Here is a 21,223-nt window from a genome sequence, read left to right on the forward strand (position 1 = left end):
CTCGATCTATGGCCGGGCCCCGAGGACCTCGACCCGCGCCGCCGCAGGCGGCGCCATCGACACACCCCTCAACACAACTCGGCCAGCACGGTACGGGTCCGCTGGGCCTCCGGGCCGCCGGCGAAGATCGAGCCGACGAAATCGGTGGCCCCCGCGGCGAAGATCTCCCGGACCCGCTCGCTCACCTGTTCGGCCGAACCGATGATCGCCAGGTCCGCGGGGCCGGCCACCCCCTCGCGATCCATCATGGCCCGGTACGACGGCAGCGTGCCGTAGGTCGCGAAAACGCGGGCGGCCCGTTCCCGCGCGCCCTCGATATCATCGGTGACCAGCACGGGCAGCGTACAGACGATACGGGCCGCTTCCCGTCCCGCTTCCCGGGCCGCCGCGGTGATCGTGGGCGCGATATGGTCACCGATCGTGGCCGGACCGGTCATCCACAGCACCGTGCCGTCGGCACGCCGGCCGGCCAGTCGCAGCATCTGTGTGCCCAGGGCGGCCAGCAATACGGGTATCCGGCCTTCGTCGGGGATCCCGAGCTCCAAGTTGCCGGTGAGGGTTTCGCCGCTGTAGGACACCGGCCGCCGTTCCAGCAGCGGGCCCAGGATGGAGAGGTATTCGCGCATATGGCGGGCGGGCCGGTCGAATCCGTAGCCGTATATCTCTTCGATGACCACGCGATGGGACAGGCCGATGCCCAGTGTCAGCCGGTCGGGGCCGACCGCGAGCGCGGTGGTGCGTGCCTGCTGGGCCAGCGCCCCGGGATGGCGCGGGTAGGTCGGCACCACCGCGGTACCGAGTTCGATACCGGGGACCCGGCTGCCGGTGACCGCCAGCGCGGTGAGCGCGTCGACGCCGAAGATATGGGAGAGCCAGGCCGAGTGGAAACCCTCCTCGGCGGTTCGCCGTAGATCGTCGGTGAGCCGGTTCAGGGCATCGCTCCCGGTTCGTTCACCGAGCAGAATTCCGATCCGCACCGTGGGCCTCCTCGTCGGTTCGTCGTGGGACTGCCTCGATCGTCCGGTTGTCGCGAGCCTACCCACATCGTTTCACCGGACCGGCGTCTGCGGTACGAACCGACGCGCCCGCGATCTGCTCGACCCGGGGCCGCCGGCGGGGCATGCTGAGACCATGGACGAGTTTGCGAGCTGGCGGTCGAGCGGGAAGCGGTTCACCCATCGCGGACATCAGATCTTCTGGCAGGAGGGGGGTGGCGGACCGGCGGGAGTGCTGCTGTGCCTGCACGGGTTCCCGACCGCGTCCTGGGATTGGCATCGGGTCTGGCCCGACCTGTGCCGGCAGTTCGAACGAGTGCTGGCGCCGGATCTGATCGGGTTCGGCTGGTCGGCCAAACCGCAGCACTACGACTACACGATCGCCGACCAGGCGGATCTGAGCGAACAACTGCTCCGGGAGCAGGGTGTGGAACGTTTTCATGTGCTGGCCCACGACTACGGCGATACGGTGGCCCAGGAGCTGCTGGCCCGGGACGCGGAGCGCCGTGCGGCCGGGGATCGGTCCCTGGTCGTCGAATCGGTGTGCCTGCTCAACGGGGGGCTCTTCCCCGAGGCACACCGGCCGCGGCCCGTACAGCGCCTGCTGGCCGGACCGTTGGGGCCGCTGGTCGGCCGGTTCGGTTCCGAGCAGACGTTCGCGCGCAGCCTGGCCGCGGTATTCGGCCCCGATTCCGCACCGGACGAAGAGGAAATGCACCATTTCTGGGTGCTGTGGTGCAGTAAGCACGGAAAGCGAAACGGGCACAAGCTCATCGGATATATGGCCGAGCGCCGGGCGCACCGGGAACGCTGGGTGGGTGCGCTCATACGGCCGCAGGTCCCGGTCCGGCTGGTCGACGGGGTACGCGATCCGGTCTCGGGTGCGCGGATGGTGCGCCGCTACCGGCAGCTCGTCGCCGAACCCGATGTGGTCGAACTCCCCGATGTGGGTCACTACCCGCAGCTGGAGGCTCCCGAGGAGACCTTGCGCGCGTTCCGTGAGTTCCACGCGGCGCGGGTCGCCTAGGAACACCACCGCGCGCTCCGGCCCGGTGTGGTGTGTGGTGCCGTTCCGAGAAGCACGGTAGACGGTTTCCGGGCCGCGTACCGTGCTGTTACGACGAGGACTCGGCCGGCCGGCGGGCGACCACGGCGAAATTCAGCGGTATGCGGGGCGCGCCCGGCGGGAGGGTCCACCCGTGCGGGCACGGCACGAGATCGGGGAACGCGGGCCAATCCATGAAAGGCAGCTCCGCGAACGCTTCGATCCGGAGACCGGCGCACAGTAGCGATCCGACGACCTCGCCCAGGTCGTGGCGCCATTCGTGGTTGACCACATGCGTTATCCGCCCTGCCGAGTCCGGGGTGTAGCTGCCGGAGTCCTCGTAGACCCGGACGCCGCCGCCACCGAAATAGTCGTCCCGGATCTCCCAGGGCTCGAATTCCATGGCGGCGAGTATCGGATGGTCGTCGCGGATCATGAACACCCCGCCCGGTTCGAGCAGATCGTGGACGGACCGGGCCCACTCGGTGAGTTCCGGTAGCCACACGATGGTTCCGGCGCTGGTGACGATGATGTCGAACCGGCGGTCGATCAATCGGGAGGCGTAGCGGGCATCACCTTCGATCCAGGTGATATCGCGGCCGTCGGCCGCGGCGATTCGCGCGGCGTGCGCCAGGGATCCGGGCGAGAGATCGAGCCCGTGTACCGCGGCCGCGCCGAGCCGGGCCCAGCTCACGGTATCGGTGCCGATATGGCACTGGAGGTGCAGCAGCGACCGCTCACGCACCCCGGAGGGTGGCAGATGAGGACCCAGAACCGAGAGATCGTTGCGCACGACCGCCGAGATCGCGGCCGGGTCGGCCAGCATTGCCTCGACGTCGTACATGGTGGAGCGGACGTGGACGTCCGCACGGTCGTCCCAGTTCGCGCGGTTGGCGGCTATGGCTTCTGCCTCGTTCACAGCGGGTCCTTTCCGGTTCCGGAATCCCCCTCTTTCTATCACACGTGTGATAGAAAGAGGCCGTTGTCTAGACTGCGCTGATGCCGTTACGGGTCGATGCCGACGCGCGCCGCCGTCATATCGTCGAAGCAGCCCTGCGCCTGGTGGTCGCCAAAGGCCTGACCGCCGTGACGTTCCGGAAAGTCGCCACCGAGGCCCGGCTGAACGTCGGCTCGGTGCGCCACTATTTCGCCGACCACGAGGCCCTGGTCGTCGCCGCGGTGACCGAGGCCGGAGACCGTATGGGCGAGCGCCTCTCCCGCCACCCGGCCCCGGCGCGGGAGGATCGCGCCGAGGCGAAACGTCACCTACTGGCCGTACTCGAGGAGCTGGTCCCGCTGGACGACGAACGTCACCGCGAGGCGGTGGTACTCATGGAAGTCATCGCGGCGTCCCGGACCGAACCCGCGTTCGCACCGGTCACCGCGCGTATGGCGGCGGACCTGCGTACCGTCCTCGTCGAAGCGCTCACCACCGTCGGCGTGCGGGACCCGGCCCACGAGGCGGCACACCTGGCCGCTCTCGTCTCCGGACTGTCCCTCGACGCGGTGACACCGCACGGGGCAGTCGACCGGGCGACGATCCGCGCGGTCCTGACGCGATATGTCGCCGCGCTCTGAACGCCACCACGGCTCACCAACAGCAGGGTGGAGGGGAAACGATCACCCCGGGACGCCCGCTCGACCACGAACGATCCGCGCCAGGGCGGCATCGGAGGCGGCCAGGGCGGCACGGTCGTAGGTGGAGGTCGTGGCCAGCAGTTCCTCGGCGCCGGTACGTTCGGCCACTTGTTCGAGCCGGCGGCGCACCGTCTCCGGCGCGCCCGCGACCGCGCGCTCGAGCGTGGCTTCCACGCGGCGGCGGATCTGCCCCGGCAGGTCCCGGGCCCGGATCGCGGACACGGGTTCCAGCGGCGGGAATTCCCCGGTGCTCCGCGAACGCGCCATGGCCCAGGCCTCAGGGAGTACCAGATCACGGGCGGCGGCATCGGTCTCCGCGACCGTCACGTCCAGTGCGACGACAACTGTCGGCCGCTGCGCCCGCGGACTCGGGCGGAAACCTCGCCGGTAGCCGGCGAGCGCGGTATCCAGTTCCGGACTGTCCAACAGGGGGCCACCGAGTACAGCGGGCAGGCCCAGCCGGGCGGCCACGGCCAGCCCCCGGCCGGTGGCCAGCACGAACATCGGTACGGAGGTGCCGGTGACCGGGTGCGCGGTGACCGGCCCGGTGCGATCCAGGTATCCACGCAATTCCACCAGGTCCGTTTCGAACCGGTCCGGCTGGTCGGCGTCGTGCCGCATCGCGCGACGCACCGGCGCGGTGAAGGCCGGTGAGCGGCCCAGACCCAGATCGATACGCCCGGGATACAGCGCCTCCAGCATGAGGAACTGTTCCGCCACCACCAGCGGCTGGTGATACGGCAACATCACGCCCCCGGCACCGATCCGGATCGATGAGGTCCGGGCACCCAACGCCGCCATCAGCACCGGCGGCGACCCGGACGCGATACCGGGCACCGCGTGGTGTTCGGCCACCCAGAACCGCCGGTAGCCCGAATTCTCCGCCGCCGATGCGCGTTCGACGGTATGCGTCAGAGCGGCCGACTCGGGTTCACCGACCCGGGTCCGGGACCGGTCCAGGAGCGAGAGATGCACGCTCGTGCAACACCGCAACCGCCGGTGATCTTCCGCCGATTCCGACCGGCCGGGTGGATATGGCTACGATTACCGAGATCATTTGCCCACTTATCGGAGGACTGCATGGCGCGCAAGGTCATCGTTGAGCTGGTCGACGACTACGACGGCACTTCCAAGGCCGAAGAGACCGTTACCCTGGCTCTGGACGGTGTCACCTACGAGATCGACCTTTCGGCCCGCAATGCCGAGAAACTGCGCGATGCCCTCGCCGTGTGGACGGCGCATGCGCGCAAGGTCGGCGGCCGGGTCACGAAGGGTAAGCGGCAGTCCCAATCCGCCAACCCCCAGGAAACGCAGGCGATCCGGGAGTGGGCACGCAAGAACGGCCTGGAAGTCTCCAATCGGGGCCGGATCTCGGCGGAAGTGACCGAGGCGTACAAGAAGGCACATCGGTAACGAGCCGCCGCCGGGCCGATAACCGCCGATTCGATCCACCGCGGCCGGCCCCCGGAGGGTCGGCGCGAGTTCGATCGGTGGCGGCATGGATACCGCGACTCCTCTTCGCATGGGCGATCACGGGCCGGCACACCGTCCTCGCTGTCGCCGATACAGCCGCGCGCGGCATCGCCGGCCCGAGAGGCGATGAGCGCGCTCCGACGGCCACCCGGTGCCCTTCCGGGCCGGAGAGGTGCGCCACCTCGGCATCAGGGTCGCCCGCGGGGCCGTGACCGGGCGATACCGCCGCGCTCCGCGGGCTTCGTCCCGCCGGGAACCGGTGATACCCGGCACCCCGGCCACGCGAAGCAGGTCACAAAAAGGTAACGGAACGCCGCGGCGAAGCGAAGGACCGGACGGTATGCCGAGTCCGTGGCAGGGCCACGGAATGTTCGGCGCCGGTCGGGAACGGGTGGTCCGCGGCAGCGGGCCCCACCGACCCTGTGCCCACCCGGACGAAAGGCCCTTCCCATGCGACCCCGCTTGTCCCGCGCACCGCTGGCGCCACCACGCCCCCGGTTCTGGTTGCTCACCGCCGCGCTCGCCGTGCTGATCCAGGCCCTCTCCCTGCTGACCGGCGGTGCGGCCCCCGCCCGCGCCGCCTTCGACCCCGCGGGAACGGACTTCTGGGTCGACTCCGCCGCCATGGGACCGATCAAGACCCGCGTTTTCCGGGCCGCGGACGGGAACACCTCACGGGTGGTCTACGCGCTGGACGGAATGCGGGCGCGGGAGGACCTCAGCGGCTGGGAGATCGATACCGATATCGCCCGGGAGTTCACCAAGTGGAATATCAATGTGGTGATGCCGGTCGGTGGCCGGTCGAGTTTCTACACCGATTGGAACGCGCCGAGCACGTTTCTCGGTGTACCCCCCGGCTCGGGTTCCGCAGCCGGCTCGGCCTCGGGATCGGCCTCCGGTTCCGGCGGACTCCAGGTCATGTCGGCCGGTCCCGGCAAGTCCTACACCTACAAATGGGAGACCTTCCTCACCCGCGAACTGCCCGCCGCACTGCACGACCGGCTCGGTTTCGCCACCCGGCGCAACGGAATCTTCGGTCTGTCGATGGGCGGGAGCGCGGCACTGACGTTGGCCGCCCACTACCCTCATCAGTTCAGCTTCGCGGGTTCCTATTCCGGTTATCTCAATATCTCCGCCCCCGGTATGCGTGAGGCGATCCGCGTGGCCATGATCGACGCCGGCGGCTACAACGTGGATGCGATGGCGGCACCGTGGGACCCCAAATGGCTGCGTATCGACCCCTTCGTCGGCGCCGCGAACCTCGTCGCGAACAACACCCGGCTGTGGGTTTCGGCGGCCAGCGGTCTGCCGACCGCCGCGGACGGGCCGAGTATCGCCACGGTCAACGGTATGGGCCTGGAGGCCCTGGCCCTGGTGAACACGCGCGCTTTCCAGATAAGAATGGCGACCCTGGGCGCCACGAACGTGCACTACGATTTCCCGGCCCACGGGATCCACGCCTGGAACAACTGGGCCGATCAGGCATTACGGATGCTGCCGGATCTGTCCGCCAATATCGGCTGAGGCGGCCGGTATCGCGTACCGGCGCGCTTCGCCGAGTTGACCTCGACAGTACTCGAGGTTCAATGCTGGTATCCATGGATACGACAGCAGCCGTCCCGCCTGTGGTGGAAGACCACAGCATCGATCACACCGCCGATATCGCCGCCATCGAACAATTGGTCGCCGATGTCGAAACCGGCTACAACACCAATGACGCCGAGCTGATGACCAGCGGTTTCACCGCGAACGCGGCGGCGGGCAACGCGGTCGGTACGGTCATCACCGGGCGCGACGCCCTGCTCGGGGCGGCCCGCCGCGGTCTCGCCGGATTCCTGAAGGACGAATACGTGCGCTACGACGTGAGCGATATCGTATTCCTGCGCCCGGATATCGCGATCGCGCACAAGGTGGCCCGAGCCACCACCGCCGATGGTGAGCTCATCGACCGCGACCCGGCCATGGTGGCCCTGTACGTCCTGGTGCGAGAACAGGGGCGCTGGTGGGTGGCGGCCCGGCACAACACCATGGTGCCCGCGGCCGACTGAACTTCCGCCCCGGTCCGGCAAGCGGCTCGCGGGCCGCACGGCGAGCGTGTGCGCGCCGTATCCGCCTCGGGCACCGGTGGGTCACATACCGGCTGTTTCGCCTTCGGCCCCGGCATCCTCCGTGGCCGGGCCGAGGGCGCGCGGCGGCGCGCTCAACGCATGCACCGCACCGAGGCCCGCCCCGACGCCCGCGCCTATCGCCGCAAGCGGAGCGACCATGAGAGCCGCACCGTAGGCCGCCCCGAGCGGTACCGCCGCGAGACCGATGGGCGCGAAGGGCACGCCGACGGCCGCACCGATCGCCCCGCCCAGGCCCGCGCCGACGAGCGCGAACGGGCTCGCCACCGCCGCACCCGCCGCGGCACCCAGCGCGGCGGCGCCCACGGTCTGCCCCGCGACGCGGTCCGAGCGGGTGCGCTCCATTCCGACCGAATCCAGGAAGGTCGCGAGACGGGCCTCGGTGACGGCGGCTCCGTCGTTGAGCTGCACGGCCTGTTCCCGTGGCAGCCACTCCGGGGAATCGACCTGCACATCACCGAAACGCAGTTTCCCGGGCGGGGGTGCGATGGGAGGTACCGGCGCCACCGGTCCGGGCGCGTGCAGCACCTGCACCGGGGACAGGTACTCGCTGTCCGGCACGGGACGCGCCCACTGCAGGGAGGTGTAGGTGTCGTCGGGAATCCGTATCCCCCGGTACAGATGTACGTTCGGCGCCACGGCCGCCGGCCACTGCCGATCCGTCTCCGCGGCCGGGCCGGCGCCGGCGTCCTCGTGTGCCGGTGCCACATCCGGCGCGATGTGCTCGGACCGGGGCACCGGAATCGAACCGGCCGGATCGGCGTGCGCGGTGCCGGTACCCACCAGGGCGAGAACCACGGGAACCGCCCCCGCTACGACCATGGACCCCATCTTCCGCCGTCGCGGACTGACTGCTGTGTGCTTGCCGGTGCCCATCTATCGCCTTTCGTTCAGAAAGAGATGTTGTCGTTCCACATTCGGACCCACCCGGGTGCCCGGATGGGTCGGATATGCCGCGCCGGGCGCCGGGCACACGCTTGCCGAGCCATCGATCGCCGGATCTCCCGGCCGGCGACCGCGATTCCTCGCTCACCGCCGGTCGGGCCCGATTCCGCGGACACTCAGTCGTGCTCCACGGCACCGACGACCGCGCCGGTATCCGCGTCCACGGTCACCTCGTGTTCCACACCGGCCGGCGTCACCACTTCCACTTCCCAGACAGCCGAACCGTGTTCGGTGTCGAATTCCGCCGACACCGCCCGGCTGCCGGGAACCGCGGCCACCGCGGCGTCCATGGCCTGCTGCCGATCGATCCCGGGATCGGCGACCAGCGACCACTCGGTGGCCGTCCGGTCGAAGGAGACGGCGCGCTCCTGCGGCCCGTGGCCGAGGACGACCGCGGCGACGCCGAGACTGGCCCCCGCGACGACCGCCGCGAGCGCGGCACCGATGAGAATCCAGCGCAGCCCGGAGACAGCGCGGCGGAAGACGTTGGCCATGGTGAAACCTCCTGTGTGGGTGTGAATCCCGAATGCGCTCACCACTGTCGCACCGTGATGCTGAAGGCGAGCTGAAGCCACCTGAAGAAAGTTTCAGCAAGCATCTGCCACCCTGTGGGGATGCGTCTGCTGATCGTGGAGGACGAGAAACGTCTCGCTCTCGCACTGGCCAAGGGCTTGACCGCCGAGGGGTTCGCCGTGGACGTCGTGCACGACGGCGCCGAGGGATTACACCTGGCCACCAGCGCGGACTATGATCTGGTCATCCTCGACATCATGCTGCCCGGTATGAACGGTTACCGGGTGTGCGCCGCCCTGCGCGCGGCCGGCCACGAGACTCCGGTACTCATGCTCACCGCCAAGGACGGGGAGTACGACGAGGCGGAAGGCCTGGATACCGGAGCCGACGATTACCTGAGCAAGCCGTTCTCGTATGTGGTTCTGGTGGCACGGATCCGGGCGCTGCTGCGCCGGCGCACCCGCGGCGGCGCGCGTGTCCTGCGCATCGGCGATCTCGTCGTGGATCCGGGGACCCGTACGTGCCGTCGCGGCGACCGGGAGGTATCGCTGACCGCCAAGGAGTTCGCGGTGCTCGAGCACTTGGCGGTGCGCGCGGGTGAAGTGGTTTCCAAAGCCGATATCCTCGAGCACGTCTGGGACTTCGCCTACGACGGCGACCCGAATATCGTCGAGGTCTACATCAGCACCTTGCGCCGCAAGATCGACACACCCTTCGGCCGGCGCACCATCTCGACGGTGCGGGGCGCGGGTTACCGGCTGGTGGCCGATCGTGGCTGACCGAGCGCGCCGGGGCCGGGCCCGGTGGAATTCGGTGCGGGCGCGCACCACTACGGCGGCCACAGCCGTGGTGGCCGTGGCGTTGACGGCCGCCGGGCTGATCGTGCTGGCGGCATTGCGGGACAACCTCGTGGAGAGCGCGAGCACGCAGGCGGAGAACACCGCGCGCGATATCGTGACCCAACTCGAGGCCGGTACCGATCTCACCCGGCTGCGCCTGCCCGACCCCGACGACGAACCGGTACAGGTCGTTTCGGTCGACGGCCTGGTCCTCGCGGCCGATGACGAATTGCGGGACCGGGCTCCGATGGCGGATTTCGGGCCGTATTCCACGGGGCAGGCGAACGGTCGCGATGACGAAACCGACGAGGCGGACGACGAGGACTCCGAGGAGGACGAGGACGAACCGGACGACGAGGACTCCGAGGACGACGCCGATGATGATGCGGAAGCCGGTTCGCCCGAGAACACGGCACTCGGGGGCGCGGCCGGTGCCGCACCCGGCGGTCCGGGAGCCGTGGTTGTCCCCGTGAACGCCTCGTCTGCTACCGAAACCGTCTTCGGCGACGTCCGGTTGACCGTGGGCGATGCCGGTAGCCCCGACGAGTTCCGGGTCGCCGCGATCGCCGGCTCGGCGCCGGGCGGACAACCGGTCACGGTCTACGCGGGCGCCTCGCTGGAGACCGCCCACAGCGCGGTGGCCGATGTCCGGCGGGCCATGCTGATCGGGCTGCCGTTGTTGCTCGCCGTCGTCGCCGCGGTGACCTGGCTGGTCACCCGCCGGGCACTGCGGCCCGTGGAGGCCATCCGCGCCGAGCTCGCCGAGATCATGCACGGCGATCTGTCCCGCCGGGTACCCGAACCCGCCGCGCGCGACGAGATCGCCAGATTGGCCGTGACCACCAACGACACGCTCGCGGCACTGGAGAGCTCGGCGGAGCGCCAGCGCCGGTTCATCGCCGACGCCGCACACGAACTGCGCAGCCCCATCGCCAGCCTGCGCACCCAGCTCGAGGTGGCCCAGGCGCATCCGGGACTGCTCGAGCTGGAAGGGCTCCTCGGCGATACCGTGCGCCTGGAGCATCTGGCCGCCGATCTACTGCTGCTGGCCCGTCTCGACGCGGGCGAGCAGCCCCGGGCGGACCGGGTGGAGCTGACCGCCCTCATCCGTGCCGAACTGGCCCATCGGGTGGGCGACCGCATTCCGGTCGGCGTCACACTGCCGGCCGAGGAGATCCCGGTGACCGGTAGCCGCACCCAGCTGGGCCGGGTCCTGGGCAATCTCGTGGACAATGCCCAGCGGCACGCCGCCTCGAGTGTGCGGGTGACGCTCGCGCGCGACGGGAACACCGCTGTGGTGGAAGTCGCCGACGACGGTCCCGGGGTGCGGGAGGCGGACCGGGAGCGGATCTTCCAGCGCTTCGTCCGCCTCGACGATGCCCGGAGCCGGGACGACGGCGGGGCTGGACTGGGTCTGGCCATCGTGCGGGACGTCGTCGGACGCCACGGGGGCGGTATCCGGGTCGAGGCGAACGCGCCGGGTGGCGCCCGCTTCATCGTCGAACTCCCGGTGGCGGAGTGAGGTCCCTCGCTACCACCGGCGCCCGGCTTCAGCGCTCCGCGTTGTCCACGACCCAGGCCGCGATCTGGGCGCGCGAGGTGAAGCCGAGTTTGGTCAGGATCTTCTCGATATGGCCCCCGGCGGTGCGCTGGGAGATCACCAGTTTCGCCGCGATCTGCTTATTGCTGAGCCCCCGCGCGACCAGCTCGGCGACCTGCCGTTCCCGTTTGGTCAATACCGGGGTTCCGCCGGCGCCGGCGGTGGCCTGCTCGCCGAGTGCGTAGGCGACGGCCGCCTCCATACTCATGGCCCGGCCCTGCTGGTGGGCCGCCTCGTAGCGGCGGTCGCCCAGGGCCTCGCGCGTCGCATGCTCGCACTCGTCGTGGAAGCGCGTCATATTGCGGAAGACGGTGGTCACCTCGGCGCCGGCCGGCCACAGCCCCTGAGCGGCACCCATGAGTACGGCGGCGCGTCCGGCATCGGCGCGGGTATCCACGAGCCAGGCCAGCGCTTCCAGGCAGAACATAGTGATCACCGTGCTGCCGATTCCGCTGTTGACCCGCAGCGCCTCCTCCAGGAACCGCAGCGCCTCCGCCCGGTCGCCTCGCCGCCAGGCGAGGACACCCAGACCGCGCAACGCCGCCCCGCGGTGCACCACTTCACCCCGGAGCTCGGTGACCGCGAGTACCTCGTGGTAGTCCTCGCTCGCCCGGTCGATATCACCGTCCAAGTCGTAGGCCCAACCGCGCAAGGCCAACGCGCTCAATCGGAGCGAAGCCGATCGGTCCGAGCCGATCAGATCCACCACACATCCGAAATGAGCGCACGCGCGCTCGGATTCGCCCTGGGAGATGGCGAAAAGGCCTTCGGCATACTCGATCTGCGCTCGAACGGGCAGCGGTAGATCCGGTGTTGCCAGCGCCCGCGCCTCCGCCAACCGGGTGGCTGCCGTCCGGAACTCACCATGGGTCGAGGCCAGTTTGCCCGCGGTGCAGAGCGCTACGATGCGCTCGGGCGCGGGCTGCGCGCCGGGGTGGGCGAGTACACGTTCCAGCCACGAGCAGCCCTCGCCGTACAACCCGCGGAAGTTCCAGAACTCGTACAACGCCGCGGCCGTCCGCAATCCGGCCGCCGCTGCTTCCACGGTGTCCTCGGACAGGCAGTACTCGAGCGCTTCTCGCAGATTGGGCTGTTCCCGGGCCAGCCGGTCGATCCACCGCGCCTGCTGTGCGCTGATCCAGCCCGCCTCGGCATCGAGGGCCAGCCGCTGATACCAATCCTGGTGGCGGCGGCGCATCTCCCGGTACCGGCCGCAATCCTGTAGTACACGGCGCCCGTAGGCGCGTAATGTCTCGAGCATCCGGAAACGCACGCTCGGACCGGAATCCTGGCGGACCACGATCGACTTGTCCACCAACGACGAAAGCACATCCAGCAGGCTGTGCGGCGCCGTGGCGATCTCACAGATGCCCTCCACCGCGTCCAGTTCCCAGCTTCCGGCGAACACCGAGAGCTGGGCCCACATCTGCTGTTCGGCCGGTGTACACAGGTCATAGCTCCAGTCCATGCACAGACGTAGCGTCTGCTGCCGCGGCGGAGCGGTACGATTCGCCTGGGTGAGCACCGGATGCCGGTAACCGAGCCGCTCCAGGATCTGCTGTGGCGACATGGTCCGCATCCGGGCGGCCGCCAATTCGATGGCGAGCGGTAAACCGTCCAACCGGGCACAGATACGCGCCACCGCGCCCTTGTTCTCCTCGTCGAGTTCGAAACCCGGCACCGCCGCCGCGGCGCGCTCGGCGAACAGGGTCAGCGCGTCGAAACGGGGCAGCCCGAGCAGGGGCGGCTCCCGGTCCGGATCCGGCACGGTCAGCGGCGCCACCCGCAGCACCGCTTCCCCGGCGATATTCAGCGGCTCCCGGCTGGTCACCAGGATGCGTAGTCCCGGACAGGCCCGCAGCAGTGCCTCGTCCAGTTCCGCGACGGCCGCTACCAGCTGCTCACAGTTGTCCAATACCAGCAGCGTCTCGCGCGGGCACAGATACTCCACCAATGTCTCGATCAGCGGCCCGGCCTCCGAGCCGCGGACACCGAGCGTGGCTGCCACGACATCGACCAGGAGGGTGCGCTCGTGGATATCGGTCAGGTCGATCAACCAGACGCCGTCGGAGAAATCCCGGGTCACCTGCGCGGCTACGCGCAGGGCCAGCCGAGTCTTGCCGACACCGCCGGTGCCGGCCAGCGTGACCAGCCGGGAGGTGGACAGCAGGTTCTTCACCTCCGCCACCTCGGTCCGCCGGTCGACGAGACTGGTCAGTTCGAGCGGAAGATTGCCGGTGCGATTCGGGTTCGGCGGGCGTGGGGCCGATACCCACGGCTTCTCCACCCGGGCGGGCTCGGCGGACTCGCTCCGCGGCACCATATCGCCGGCCCGATAGCCGTGCCGCTCCTGCACCCGGCGGAGCATCTCCCCGAATTCGGCGGCGGAAGGACGGGCCCGGCTGTCCCGGCTCATCGCCGTCTCCACCAGCTCGGCGATATCGGCGGCGACACCCTGCTCGCGCAGATCGGGTAGCGGCTGGGTGGTGATCCGCAGGAACTGGGTGACCATCTTCTCGCCACTGCGGCGGGCGAAGGCGGCATGACCGGTGAGCGCGCAGAACATCGTGGCGCCGAGTCCGTACACATCGGCACTGGGCGTCGGCGGGTCGCCCTCGAGTACCTCCGGCGCGGTGAACGCCGGGGACCCGGTCACGGTGCCCGTCTCGGTCCGGAACCCGCCCGCGATATGCGCGATGCCGAAATCGGTCAGCGCCGGTTCACCGTAGTCGGTGAGGAGGATATTTCCCGGTTTCACGTCACGGTGGACCACACCGAGCCGATGGGCGTTACCGAGCGCGTCGGCGATCTTCACTCCGATCCGCAGCACCTCCTCGGCGGGTAACGGGCCGTGCCGGCGGATCCTGTTCTCGAGCGAACCCTGCGGGTAGAACGGGGTGACGAGGTAGGGACGCCCGGCGGTGGTGACCCCCTCCTCCAGTACGGTGACGATATTCGGATGGCCGGTCAGCCGGCCCATCGCACGCTGCTCCCGCGCGAACCGTGCCCGGTTGTCCTCATCCGATGCCGCGGTGAGTACCTTCACCGCCACGGTGCGGTCCAACGGCTCCTGGGTACAGCGGTAGACCACGCCGAATCCGCCCCGGCCGATCTCCTCGGCATCCTCGAAACCCACGGCGTCGAGCTCCGTCGCGACGGGCATTCTCGACTCACGACGTGTTCTCAGGGGATCGTCGCTGTTCATCGACCGGAAACCAGCCGCCGAGGATGTATGCGGGCATCGGGCACCATGGGATCACCTCTCGCCTCACCCTCAACTGTATCCCCGGGCCACCGTGGCGGCGAGGTACCGGCGAGCTGTCCCGGCAGGCGGAATCCCGCGGTGTCCGGCCCGGTATCCAGCTGTATCGAGGGAACCGAGGGGTTATACGGCGCGCGGCTCCCGATGGACCGTGAAGAGGGGGAGCAGTCTCCGCGCGGCGGCGCCCGGAAGCGCATCCGCACCGGTGGGTGCGCGGTCGGGGGCCGAAGCACCGTCCGATCAGCGATCCGGCTCCCCGACGCCTATACCGTGTTCAGAACAGCATCATCATGGCGATGAGCATGAACATGAACCCGAGCATTTGCCGGCCCATTTCCACCTGCTTCCATCGATTCCCTACCACCACGGCCGAAGAGCCGGGTAGACGCAGACACTATTATGCCGCTATTCGACGGTACGATACCTGACGGCATAGATTTCGGCTGCCTTCCCCAGGAAGGGAACAAGGTTCGACGACGGGAGGCCGCTCCCCGACCCCGCGCGGCGATTGGGTGCGGTGCGACCGGGTAGCCCACCCCCATGTCCGACAGCTCTCCGACCGGTGCGGTTCTCTTCGATATCGACGGCACCCTGGTCGACTCCAACTACCTGCACGTGCACGCCTGGATCAGCGCTTTTCGCGAAGTGGGCGCAGATGTGGACGCCTGGCGGGTGCACCAGAGCATAGGAATGGACGGCTCCCTGCTCGTCGAGCGACTACTGTCCGGCTGCGACGAAAAGGCCCGGCAACAGGCCGAGGACCTGCATCTGCGTTACTACCTCGACACACGCCCCCTCATGCGGCGTACCGCCGGTGCGCGGGAACTACTCGACCGCGTCGCGGCGACCGGCCTCACAGTGGTGCTGGCCACGTCCGCGCCCGAAGACGAACTCACCACCCTGCGCGAGGTGTTGGGCGGAGCGGAGGTGATATCCGCGCAGACCTCCTCCGAAGACGTCGAGACCGCGAAACCGCGACCCGATATCGTCCGCACCGCGCTGGACCGCTCCGGTGCCACCGCCGATACCGCGATCTTCGTCGGCGACACCGTCTGGGATGCCGAGGCCGCCCGCCGGGCCGGTGTGCCCTTCATCGGAATGCGCTCCGGCGGGATCACCGAGGCACAACTGCAGGCCGCCGGTGCCCGCGCCGTCTACGACGACCCGGCGGACCTGATCACCCGGTTCGACCACAGTCCGATCGCCGAATTGCTCCGGTGAACCGGCGTCCCGGCCGGCCGCGGACGCGCCCCCACCGCGGCCGGCCGCAGGCAGCAGAAAATGTTTCGCGTCCGGGAAATCGGTCATGCGCCTGACGAACGCCGTTTCGCCTCGTTACGGCGTCACCGGGAAAAGAGAGAGCGGAGGATCGATGACCGATCGGGACATCATCGCGCAACTGCACCAGGACATCACCACCGCGGAAAACGCGGGTGACGAAACCACCGCCGCGCGGCTGCGCCGGGATTTGGAAACAGCGCTGCGCGAAGCCAAAGACCCGCGGAAGACGGACGGCGGCGACTAGCGCACAGGGGCCGGCGCCGAGTGGCTTCGGTACACCCGGCCGAAGCCGCTCGGTGGTTCCCCGGAGCGCTCCGCCCGAGCGTTACGACCGCGGCGCGACTTCCGGGCGCGCGGCCCGCGATGATAGATAGCTGTACCGCGACACGCCAGAGTTCGATTCAGCCGATACCTATCGCTCGCCGTGGCGCTCGGCGACCGCGAAGGTGGGTGCGCGCATTCGCATATCGGAACATCGACGCTCGGAGGTCGGCATGACTGTCACCGATGATTATCTGGACAACAACGCGCGGTACGCGGCACAGTTCTCCGGTCCACTCCCGCTACCACCGAGCAAACATATCGCTGTGGTCGCCTGCATGGACGCACGGCTGGACGTCTACCGGATTCTGGGCCTGCGCGAAGGCGAGGCACATGTCATCCGCAACGCGGGGGGTGTGGTGACCGACGACGAGATCCGCTCGCTGGCGATCAGCCAGCGACTGCTGGGTACCACCGAGATCATCCTCATCCATCACACCGATTGCGGGATGCTCACCTTCACCGACGACGATTTCAAACGCGCCATCCAGAACGAGACCGGCCTCAAACCGGCGTGGGCGGCCGAATCCTTCACCGACCTCCACGAGGACGTCCGGCAATCCCTGCGGCGGATCGAGACCAGTCCCTTCCTCACCCGAACCTCCTCGCTGCGGGGTTTCGTCTTCGATGTCGCCACGGGTCGCCTCGACGAGGTCGCCGCGGCGGCGGCCTGAACGGCTCCCGGCCGCAGCGGTGGCCGGCGGCGCGGCACCTGGGCCTCAGATCAGCAGATCATCGACCGTGATCGGGAGGTCGCGTACTCGCACGCCGGTCGCGTGGTAGACCGCATTGGCCACCGCCGCGGCCGCGCCGACGATACCGATCTCCCCCGCGCCCCGGGAGCCCATCGGGTTGACGTGCTCGTCCACCTCGTCCAGCCAGATCGCATCGATATCGCGGATATCGGCGTGCGTGCTGATGTGGTAGCCGGCAAGATCCTGGGTGACGATATGCCCGAAGCGATGATCGCGCACGCTTTCCTCGTGCAGGGCTCCCGAAATACCATAGGCGCCGAACGAGTGCGACGCGTACTTCTCGGCATCCGGGTTCTCCGCCGCGTCGGCGGTACTGTGCGCGCCGGTCGCGGGCGTGAGGCCATGGTCGTTCCGGTTACCGCTCATCCGTTCCCGGATCTCGGCATCGGAAAGTTCCACGTCCGCAGTGAGGTCGGCGGTGATATGGCTGGGATGGCCGGCCTTCACTTCCTCCAGCATGCCCACTGCCGAGCACACCTGCCCCGGTGTGCAATAACCGCACCGGAAACCGTCCTGATCCAGAAACGCCTGCTGCACGGTGTGCAGCTCGTCGCCATCGCCCAGACCGGCGGCGCGGGCGGGGCGCCGCGCAACGAGCCGAGGTCAGGCGTCGAAGAGCAGATAGAGGCCGGTGAAGGTGTAGCCGACCATGAGGAGCATGAGGGCGAGCTGACCGGTGAGCCGGTGTGCCGGCGGGAGCAGGCGCAGGCAGCGATCATGGGCCGCGGCGACACCGAGGATATGGCCGAGGACCACCGCCGAAACCTTGACCGTCCCGAGCACCGCGGGATGCGCGGACAGGAGGTAGGCGATATCGCGATCGGCCAGCCCGAACAGGTTCCAGCCGACCCCGAACGGATCCGCGAACAAGATCACGGTCGCCTGTCCTTTCTCGACGAGGAAGGACAGGTAGTGGGCGACGATATAGCCCGCGATGATCGGTGTGAGCGTGTACGACAGCCGGGTCGGCAGCAGCCCGCGTTCGGCGCGGGACAGCCCGCCGGTAGCCGCGGCGGCCGCTCGGAACGTCGTACCGACGACGAGAACGAAGAAGAGCAGGCCGAGGGTGCCGGCAAGAGTCGCCCCGAACCGGGAAGCACCGGCGGCGCCGGCCACCACGTCGCGCCACCAGGGGAACAGGGAGAAACTGTCGAACGCGGTGGACCCCAGCAGGGTGGCCGCCACCGCCACCGAACCCGCGCCGACGGGTGTCCCGGCCAGATTCGCCAGCGGTGAGCGCATCACGAGCGCACCGTTCACGCCACGCCCGAGCGGACTCAGGCGGCCGAGCAGAGCGCTGTACACCTCGAACGGATCGGCGCGCTCGGCCCATACCGTGCCGAACATCAGCAGACCCAGGAAGGTGACGATCAGGTACCCGATCAGCCACGCGGTCACGGCGGCCACCGATCCGGGGTCGGGCGAGACGAGTTCCAGCCAGACGAAGGCGAACAACCCGAATGCCGCCGGCCACCGCCCCCATCGTTCGGGGTACCGCAGCGGCCCGGCCGTGGGCGGACGCCGCCGGATCCAGCTGACGATCCGGTGCAGAGCGCGCGCCGGGGACAGCAGTTTCCACACGGGGCCGGCGACGAGCGAGGCGACCATCACTGCGACCCACAGGAAAACGTAGACCGCGCCGGGGACCGGATTGCGGGCCGGATCGGCGGGACCGAGAAGACCGATCGCCACCACGGTGAGGAAGGCCAGGAGCCCTGCGGCCGCGAGCGCGGCCCGCACGGCGGGGGAATCCACGACGGTACGGATACCGGGGGGCAGCGCGATCCCCGGAGATGCCGGATCCAGCCGCGGTGTCCGCCACGCGAAGGCGATCACCGCGAACGAGAAAGCGAGCGCCCATGCCGCCCCGATCAGCGCATAGGCCAGGGGGATCGGCAGATCCGTGGCGCCACCCAGTCCGTGCGCGAGCAGGGTCATCCGCGGACGAGCAGGGTCGCCACGGTACGGCCGGCGCCGTGCAGTTCGATCTCCACTCGTCCCGGTACGTCGACCGTGAAAGCGAAACGCTGATTCGTGCCCGGCGTTATCGCGAAGGTGTGTTCGGGTGCGGCGTGGACGTGCAGTTCGTCCGCTGTATCGCTGTCGACCACGAGCTCGATCGGCTGCCCGATCCGGGCCTCCAACCGGATATCGGCGGGAGTCACCACCCCCGCGGCGATGCGCACCTCGATGGGCAGGGCCGGCAGGGTTTGCGCCACGCTCGGTGTCACCGGCGCGGCCTGATTCCCGTCTCCGGCCGCGCACCCGGTGCCGAGCAGGACGGCGGCGAGTACGGGCAGGCACAGTCGGAAGGCGGACGGCATCAGATCTCCTTGTCCGTATCGGTGGGCGTGCCCGGTTCCGGGGGTTCCTCCGGGTCGCCGCGGCGGCGGTCGCGTACCGCGATGACGAGCACGACCGCGGCGATGAGAATCGCCGGCAGGAAGGCGGGCACCGCCAAGAGGATCGAATGGTCGGCGAGGATGTCGACGCCGTCGTACCGGTTCGTCATGACGCGGTGGCCCGTTGTCTTTCCGCCACGGGCCGGTGGGGGTAGCGGTCGTTGATCCGGGCGGCGCCCCAGGCCAGCGCGGCGATCAGGATCAGGCTGCACACCAGGACCACCAGCGACGCGGCCGCGAACAGCCACGCGGGATGGTCGAACGATCGCTCCCGCTGCAGCACCGTGATCTCGGCGACGAACGGGCGGGTGAACGAGTCGAGCGCGGGGACCTCCTCGGCGCCGATTCCGGGGTCGGCGGCCATGAAGATCGGCAGCGCGGTCTGCGTGCGGCCGTCCTGCACCCGCAGTACGGTCTTCCAGGAGCCGTGGGCGGGGACCGGTTTCGTGGAGAGGTAGTGCCCCGGCTCCACGCGGCGGAGGTGATCGACCACCAGGCCCCGGCCCGGGTTGTCGCTGCCGGCCCCACCCTGCCAAGCCAGGATCTGGATCCATTCGGGGTCCGCGGAGACCAGATCGGCGGGCGAGATCCGGATATCGGCGTACACCATGCGTTCGGCGTATCCGGGGGCGTCGCGCAGTTCGACCGTGGCCCGGGCATCCGCGGGTACCTCGATCATCAGGCCGTTGGCGGTGGCGGCGGCCACGACGACCACCGCCCCGGTCATCAGCGTCCGCCGCACCGCCGGACGCGGCAGTGGTTCACCGCGCAGTACGGTGGCGAACAGAGCGCCCACCACCCCGCCGGCGATTCCGGAGGGTATCGCCATCGCCAGCAGTTCCGGCCATATCGACACCGGCCACGGATCGACGAACATCGCCGCGATCCACAGCGATTCGAGCCAGAGCCCGACCGTCGCGGCCACCAGTCCGCAGCCCGCGCCCCACAGCACCGGGCGCTGCCGCACCGGCAGCAGTGCCAGTAGTTCCACGACGACCGCGATACCGAGGTACAGGGGGAAGACATTGCGCGGCGCGTCGAGGATCGGACCGCCCACGAGAACGGCGACCACGGCGCGCACCACGGCGGCGAAACCCACTACCACCAGTGTCCCGCACGCCCCGAGGGTCAGCCGCGCGGCCACGAGGGTCAGCGTGGCCGCGACCACGATCAGCATCGGCTGCAGCACCAGCCGGAACTGCTCCACGCCGAAGTCGTACTCCACCTGGAATACCGACAGCCCGATGAGCAGGCCACCGAAGGCGAAGGCACGCAGCAACCACATACGCCGGGTTTCCGGACGGGCCGGGTCGGGCCGGTTGTGGCGGCCCTCGAATTCGAGCAGCAGCACACCCACCAGAGACAGTCCGGCCCCACCGATCAGCATGAGGTGGGTCGGGCCCCAGAGTGTGACGTCCTGGCCGAAGATCCGGTGCCATACGTCGTCGAGTGGAAACCCGATCAGGGCATACAACCCGGCACCCGCCAGCAGGATCCCGCCGACGGGCGCGTACCAGGTGCGGGTGATCCGTACCGCCGCCATACCGGGTTTTTCGTCCAAGGGCAGCACTACGGCCGCCATACCGGCGGTGAAAAGGAAGAACAGTCCGACGAGAATGAAGTAGTGCGCCGGATTCGCCAGCGGTCCCTCGTCGCGGCCGTTTCCGATGTGCAGGCTCACATCCCAGATGAAACCGAGCAGAGCGGTCAGGATGGTGACCAGGAACATCGCGAGCGGTAGCGCGACCCAACCGGGGCGGTCGAACGCACGGCCGAGCCGGTCGGCGAGCCGCTGCAACCAGGTGATACGCCGGTTTCGATGGAGATATCCCACCCACATCAGAACGAGGGCCACGACCCCGGCGGCCCCGGTCATGATGGCCACTTGATCGAGCGCCGCACCACCACCTTCGCCACCCGGCGCCGCCGACCAGCCGATCGCCCCGTACGCACTCACCGGCATCGAACCTCCACCCGCCGAGCGTTATATGTGTAACCAAAAGTATCATGAATCAGAGCCGGTGCGGA

Annotated in this window: 19 protein-coding genes and 4 pseudogenes; 11 read left to right on the forward strand and 12 right to left on the reverse strand. The window is 69.1% G+C overall.

The window, feature by feature from the left end; genetic code table 11:
* Positions 1 to 68 precede the first annotated feature (68 nt).
* Positions 69 to 977, reverse strand: a complete 909-nt coding sequence (locus ACYR7D_RS22765) for an LLM class F420-dependent oxidoreductase (protein ID WP_459546561.1) — start codon at positions 975 to 977, stop codon at positions 69 to 71.
* A 154-nt stretch (positions 978 to 1,131) separates the two neighbouring features.
* Here ACYR7D_RS22765 and ACYR7D_RS22770 point away from each other — a divergent pair, with 154 nt between their 5' ends.
* The gene (locus ACYR7D_RS22770) at positions 1,132 to 2,022 is read left to right on the forward strand and encodes an alpha/beta fold hydrolase (RefSeq protein WP_459546562.1); all 891 of its coding nucleotides are present in this window, start codon (positions 1,132 to 1,134) and stop codon (positions 2,020 to 2,022) included.
* Between the two features lie 88 nt (positions 2,023 to 2,110).
* On the opposite strand, the gene ACYR7D_RS22775 is transcribed toward ACYR7D_RS22770, so the two are convergent.
* Positions 2,111 to 2,959, reverse strand: a complete 849-nt coding sequence (locus tag ACYR7D_RS22775; RefSeq protein WP_459546563.1) for a class I SAM-dependent methyltransferase — start codon at positions 2,957 to 2,959, stop codon at positions 2,111 to 2,113.
* 80 nt (positions 2,960 to 3,039) lie between these two features.
* Between ACYR7D_RS22775 and ACYR7D_RS22780 the strand changes: the two genes are divergently transcribed.
* Positions 3,040 to 3,618, forward strand: a complete 579-nt coding sequence (locus ACYR7D_RS22780) for a TetR/AcrR family transcriptional regulator (RefSeq protein WP_459546564.1) — start codon at positions 3,040 to 3,042, stop codon at positions 3,616 to 3,618.
* Between the two features lie 42 nt (positions 3,619 to 3,660).
* On the opposite strand, the gene ACYR7D_RS22785 is transcribed toward ACYR7D_RS22780, so the two are convergent.
* Positions 3,661 to 4,653, reverse strand: a complete 993-nt coding sequence (locus ACYR7D_RS22785) for an MsnO8 family LLM class oxidoreductase (protein ID WP_459546565.1) — start codon at positions 4,651 to 4,653, stop codon at positions 3,661 to 3,663.
* A gap of 105 nt (positions 4,654 to 4,758) precedes the next feature.
* Between ACYR7D_RS22785 and ACYR7D_RS22790 the strand changes: the two genes are divergently transcribed.
* The 3 genes from ACYR7D_RS22790 (at position 4,759) to ACYR7D_RS22800 (ending at position 7,199) form a co-directional block, all read left to right on the forward strand.
* Positions 4,759 to 5,091, forward strand: a complete 333-nt coding sequence (locus tag ACYR7D_RS22790; RefSeq protein ID WP_459546566.1) for a histone-like nucleoid-structuring protein Lsr2 — start codon at positions 4,759 to 4,761, stop codon at positions 5,089 to 5,091.
* Between the two features lie 510 nt (positions 5,092 to 5,601).
* On the forward strand, positions 5,602 to 6,675 hold the full coding sequence (locus ACYR7D_RS22795; protein ID WP_459546567.1) for an alpha/beta hydrolase: 1,074 nt from the start codon (positions 5,602 to 5,604) through the stop codon (positions 6,673 to 6,675).
* A 74-nt stretch (positions 6,676 to 6,749) separates the two neighbouring features.
* The gene (locus ACYR7D_RS22800) at positions 6,750 to 7,199 is read left to right on the forward strand and encodes an SgcJ/EcaC family oxidoreductase (protein ID WP_459546568.1); all 450 of its coding nucleotides are present in this window, start codon (positions 6,750 to 6,752) and stop codon (positions 7,197 to 7,199) included.
* 81 nt (positions 7,200 to 7,280) lie between these two features.
* On the opposite strand, the gene ACYR7D_RS22805 is transcribed toward ACYR7D_RS22800, so the two are convergent.
* Together ACYR7D_RS22805 and ACYR7D_RS22810 are read right to left on the reverse strand one after the other, a co-directional pair.
* Positions 7,281 to 8,099 carry a hypothetical protein gene (locus ACYR7D_RS22805; RefSeq protein WP_459546569.1) on the reverse strand — a complete coding sequence of 273 codons (819 nt, stop codon included), beginning with the start codon at positions 8,097 to 8,099 and terminating at the stop codon, positions 7,281 to 7,283.
* Between the two features lie 239 nt (positions 8,100 to 8,338).
* Positions 8,339 to 8,716, reverse strand: coding sequence for a PepSY domain-containing protein (locus tag ACYR7D_RS22810; RefSeq protein ID WP_459546570.1), 378 nt, complete (start codon positions 8,714 to 8,716; stop codon positions 8,339 to 8,341).
* 120 nt (positions 8,717 to 8,836) lie between these two features.
* On the opposite strand from ACYR7D_RS22810, the gene ACYR7D_RS22815 reads away from it, so the two are divergent.
* From ACYR7D_RS22815 to ACYR7D_RS22825, 3 genes and pseudogenes are all read left to right on the forward strand, one after another.
* Complete coding sequence (locus ACYR7D_RS22815; RefSeq protein ID WP_459546571.1) at positions 8,837 to 9,514, forward strand: response regulator; 678 nt, start codon at positions 8,837 to 8,839, stop codon at positions 9,512 to 9,514.
* A 718-nt stretch (positions 9,515 to 10,232) separates the two neighbouring features.
* Positions 10,233 to 10,628, forward strand: a pseudogene (locus tag ACYR7D_RS22820) (histidine kinase dimerization/phospho-acceptor domain-containing protein); the annotation flags it as partial.
* A gap of 150 nt (positions 10,629 to 10,778) precedes the next feature.
* Positions 10,779 to 11,096: pseudogene (locus tag ACYR7D_RS22825) on the forward strand (ATP-binding protein); the annotation flags it as partial.
* A 28-nt stretch (positions 11,097 to 11,124) separates the two neighbouring features.
* Here ACYR7D_RS22825 and ACYR7D_RS22830 read toward each other — a convergent pair.
* On the reverse strand, positions 11,125 to 14,379 hold the full coding sequence (locus ACYR7D_RS22830) for a protein kinase domain-containing protein (protein ID WP_459546572.1): 3,255 nt from the start codon (positions 14,377 to 14,379) through the stop codon (positions 11,125 to 11,127).
* Positions 14,380 to 14,976: 597 nt separating this feature from the next.
* On the opposite strand from ACYR7D_RS22830, the gene ACYR7D_RS22835 reads away from it, so the two are divergent.
* The 3 genes from ACYR7D_RS22835 to ACYR7D_RS22845 all read left to right on the forward strand — a co-directional run bounded on the left by ACYR7D_RS22835 (position 14,977) and on the right by ACYR7D_RS22845 (position 16,712).
* Positions 14,977 to 15,657: an HAD family hydrolase gene (locus tag ACYR7D_RS22835; RefSeq protein WP_459546573.1), complete on the forward strand. Its 681-nt coding sequence runs from the start codon at positions 14,977 to 14,979 to the stop codon at positions 15,655 to 15,657.
* Positions 15,658 to 15,808: 151 nt separating this feature from the next.
* Complete coding sequence (locus tag ACYR7D_RS22840; protein ID WP_459546574.1) at positions 15,809 to 15,961, forward strand: hypothetical protein; 153 nt, start codon at positions 15,809 to 15,811, stop codon at positions 15,959 to 15,961.
* A 250-nt stretch (positions 15,962 to 16,211) separates the two neighbouring features.
* Complete coding sequence (locus tag ACYR7D_RS22845) at positions 16,212 to 16,712, forward strand: beta-class carbonic anhydrase (protein WP_459546575.1); 501 nt, start codon at positions 16,212 to 16,214, stop codon at positions 16,710 to 16,712.
* A gap of 45 nt (positions 16,713 to 16,757) precedes the next feature.
* On the opposite strand, the pseudogene ACYR7D_RS22850 reads toward ACYR7D_RS22845, so the two are convergent.
* The 6 genes and pseudogenes from ACYR7D_RS22850 to ACYR7D_RS22875 form a co-directional block, all read right to left on the reverse strand.
* A pseudogene (locus ACYR7D_RS22850) lies at positions 16,758 to 17,147 on the reverse strand (xanthine dehydrogenase family protein molybdopterin-binding subunit); the annotation flags it as partial.
* Positions 17,148 to 17,366: pseudogene (locus ACYR7D_RS22855) on the reverse strand (2Fe-2S iron-sulfur cluster-binding protein); the annotation flags it as partial.
* A gap of 30 nt (positions 17,367 to 17,396) precedes the next feature.
* A complete protein-coding gene (locus ACYR7D_RS22860; RefSeq protein ID WP_459546576.1) occupies positions 17,397 to 18,731 on the reverse strand; it encodes a hypothetical protein in 1,335 nt (444 codons plus the stop codon).
* The gene (locus ACYR7D_RS22865; RefSeq protein ID WP_459546577.1) at positions 18,728 to 19,117 is read right to left on the reverse strand and encodes a hypothetical protein; all 390 of its coding nucleotides are present in this window, start codon (positions 19,115 to 19,117) and stop codon (positions 18,728 to 18,730) included. The genes ACYR7D_RS22860 and ACYR7D_RS22865 overlap by 4 nt, the downstream gene beginning before the upstream one ends.
* The gene (locus ACYR7D_RS22870) at positions 19,117 to 19,305 is read right to left on the reverse strand and encodes a hypothetical protein (RefSeq protein ID WP_459546578.1); all 189 of its coding nucleotides are present in this window, start codon (positions 19,303 to 19,305) and stop codon (positions 19,117 to 19,119) included. Before ACYR7D_RS22870 ends, ACYR7D_RS22865 begins: the two co-directional genes overlap by 1 nt.
* Positions 19,302 to 21,158, reverse strand: coding sequence for a hypothetical protein (locus tag ACYR7D_RS22875; RefSeq protein ID WP_459546579.1), 1,857 nt, complete (start codon positions 21,156 to 21,158; stop codon positions 19,302 to 19,304). Before ACYR7D_RS22875 ends, ACYR7D_RS22870 begins: the two co-directional genes overlap by 4 nt.
* Between the last annotated feature and the right edge of the window lie 65 nt (positions 21,159 to 21,223).

It is taken from the genome of Nocardia sp. X0981 (genome assembly GCF_977089955.1).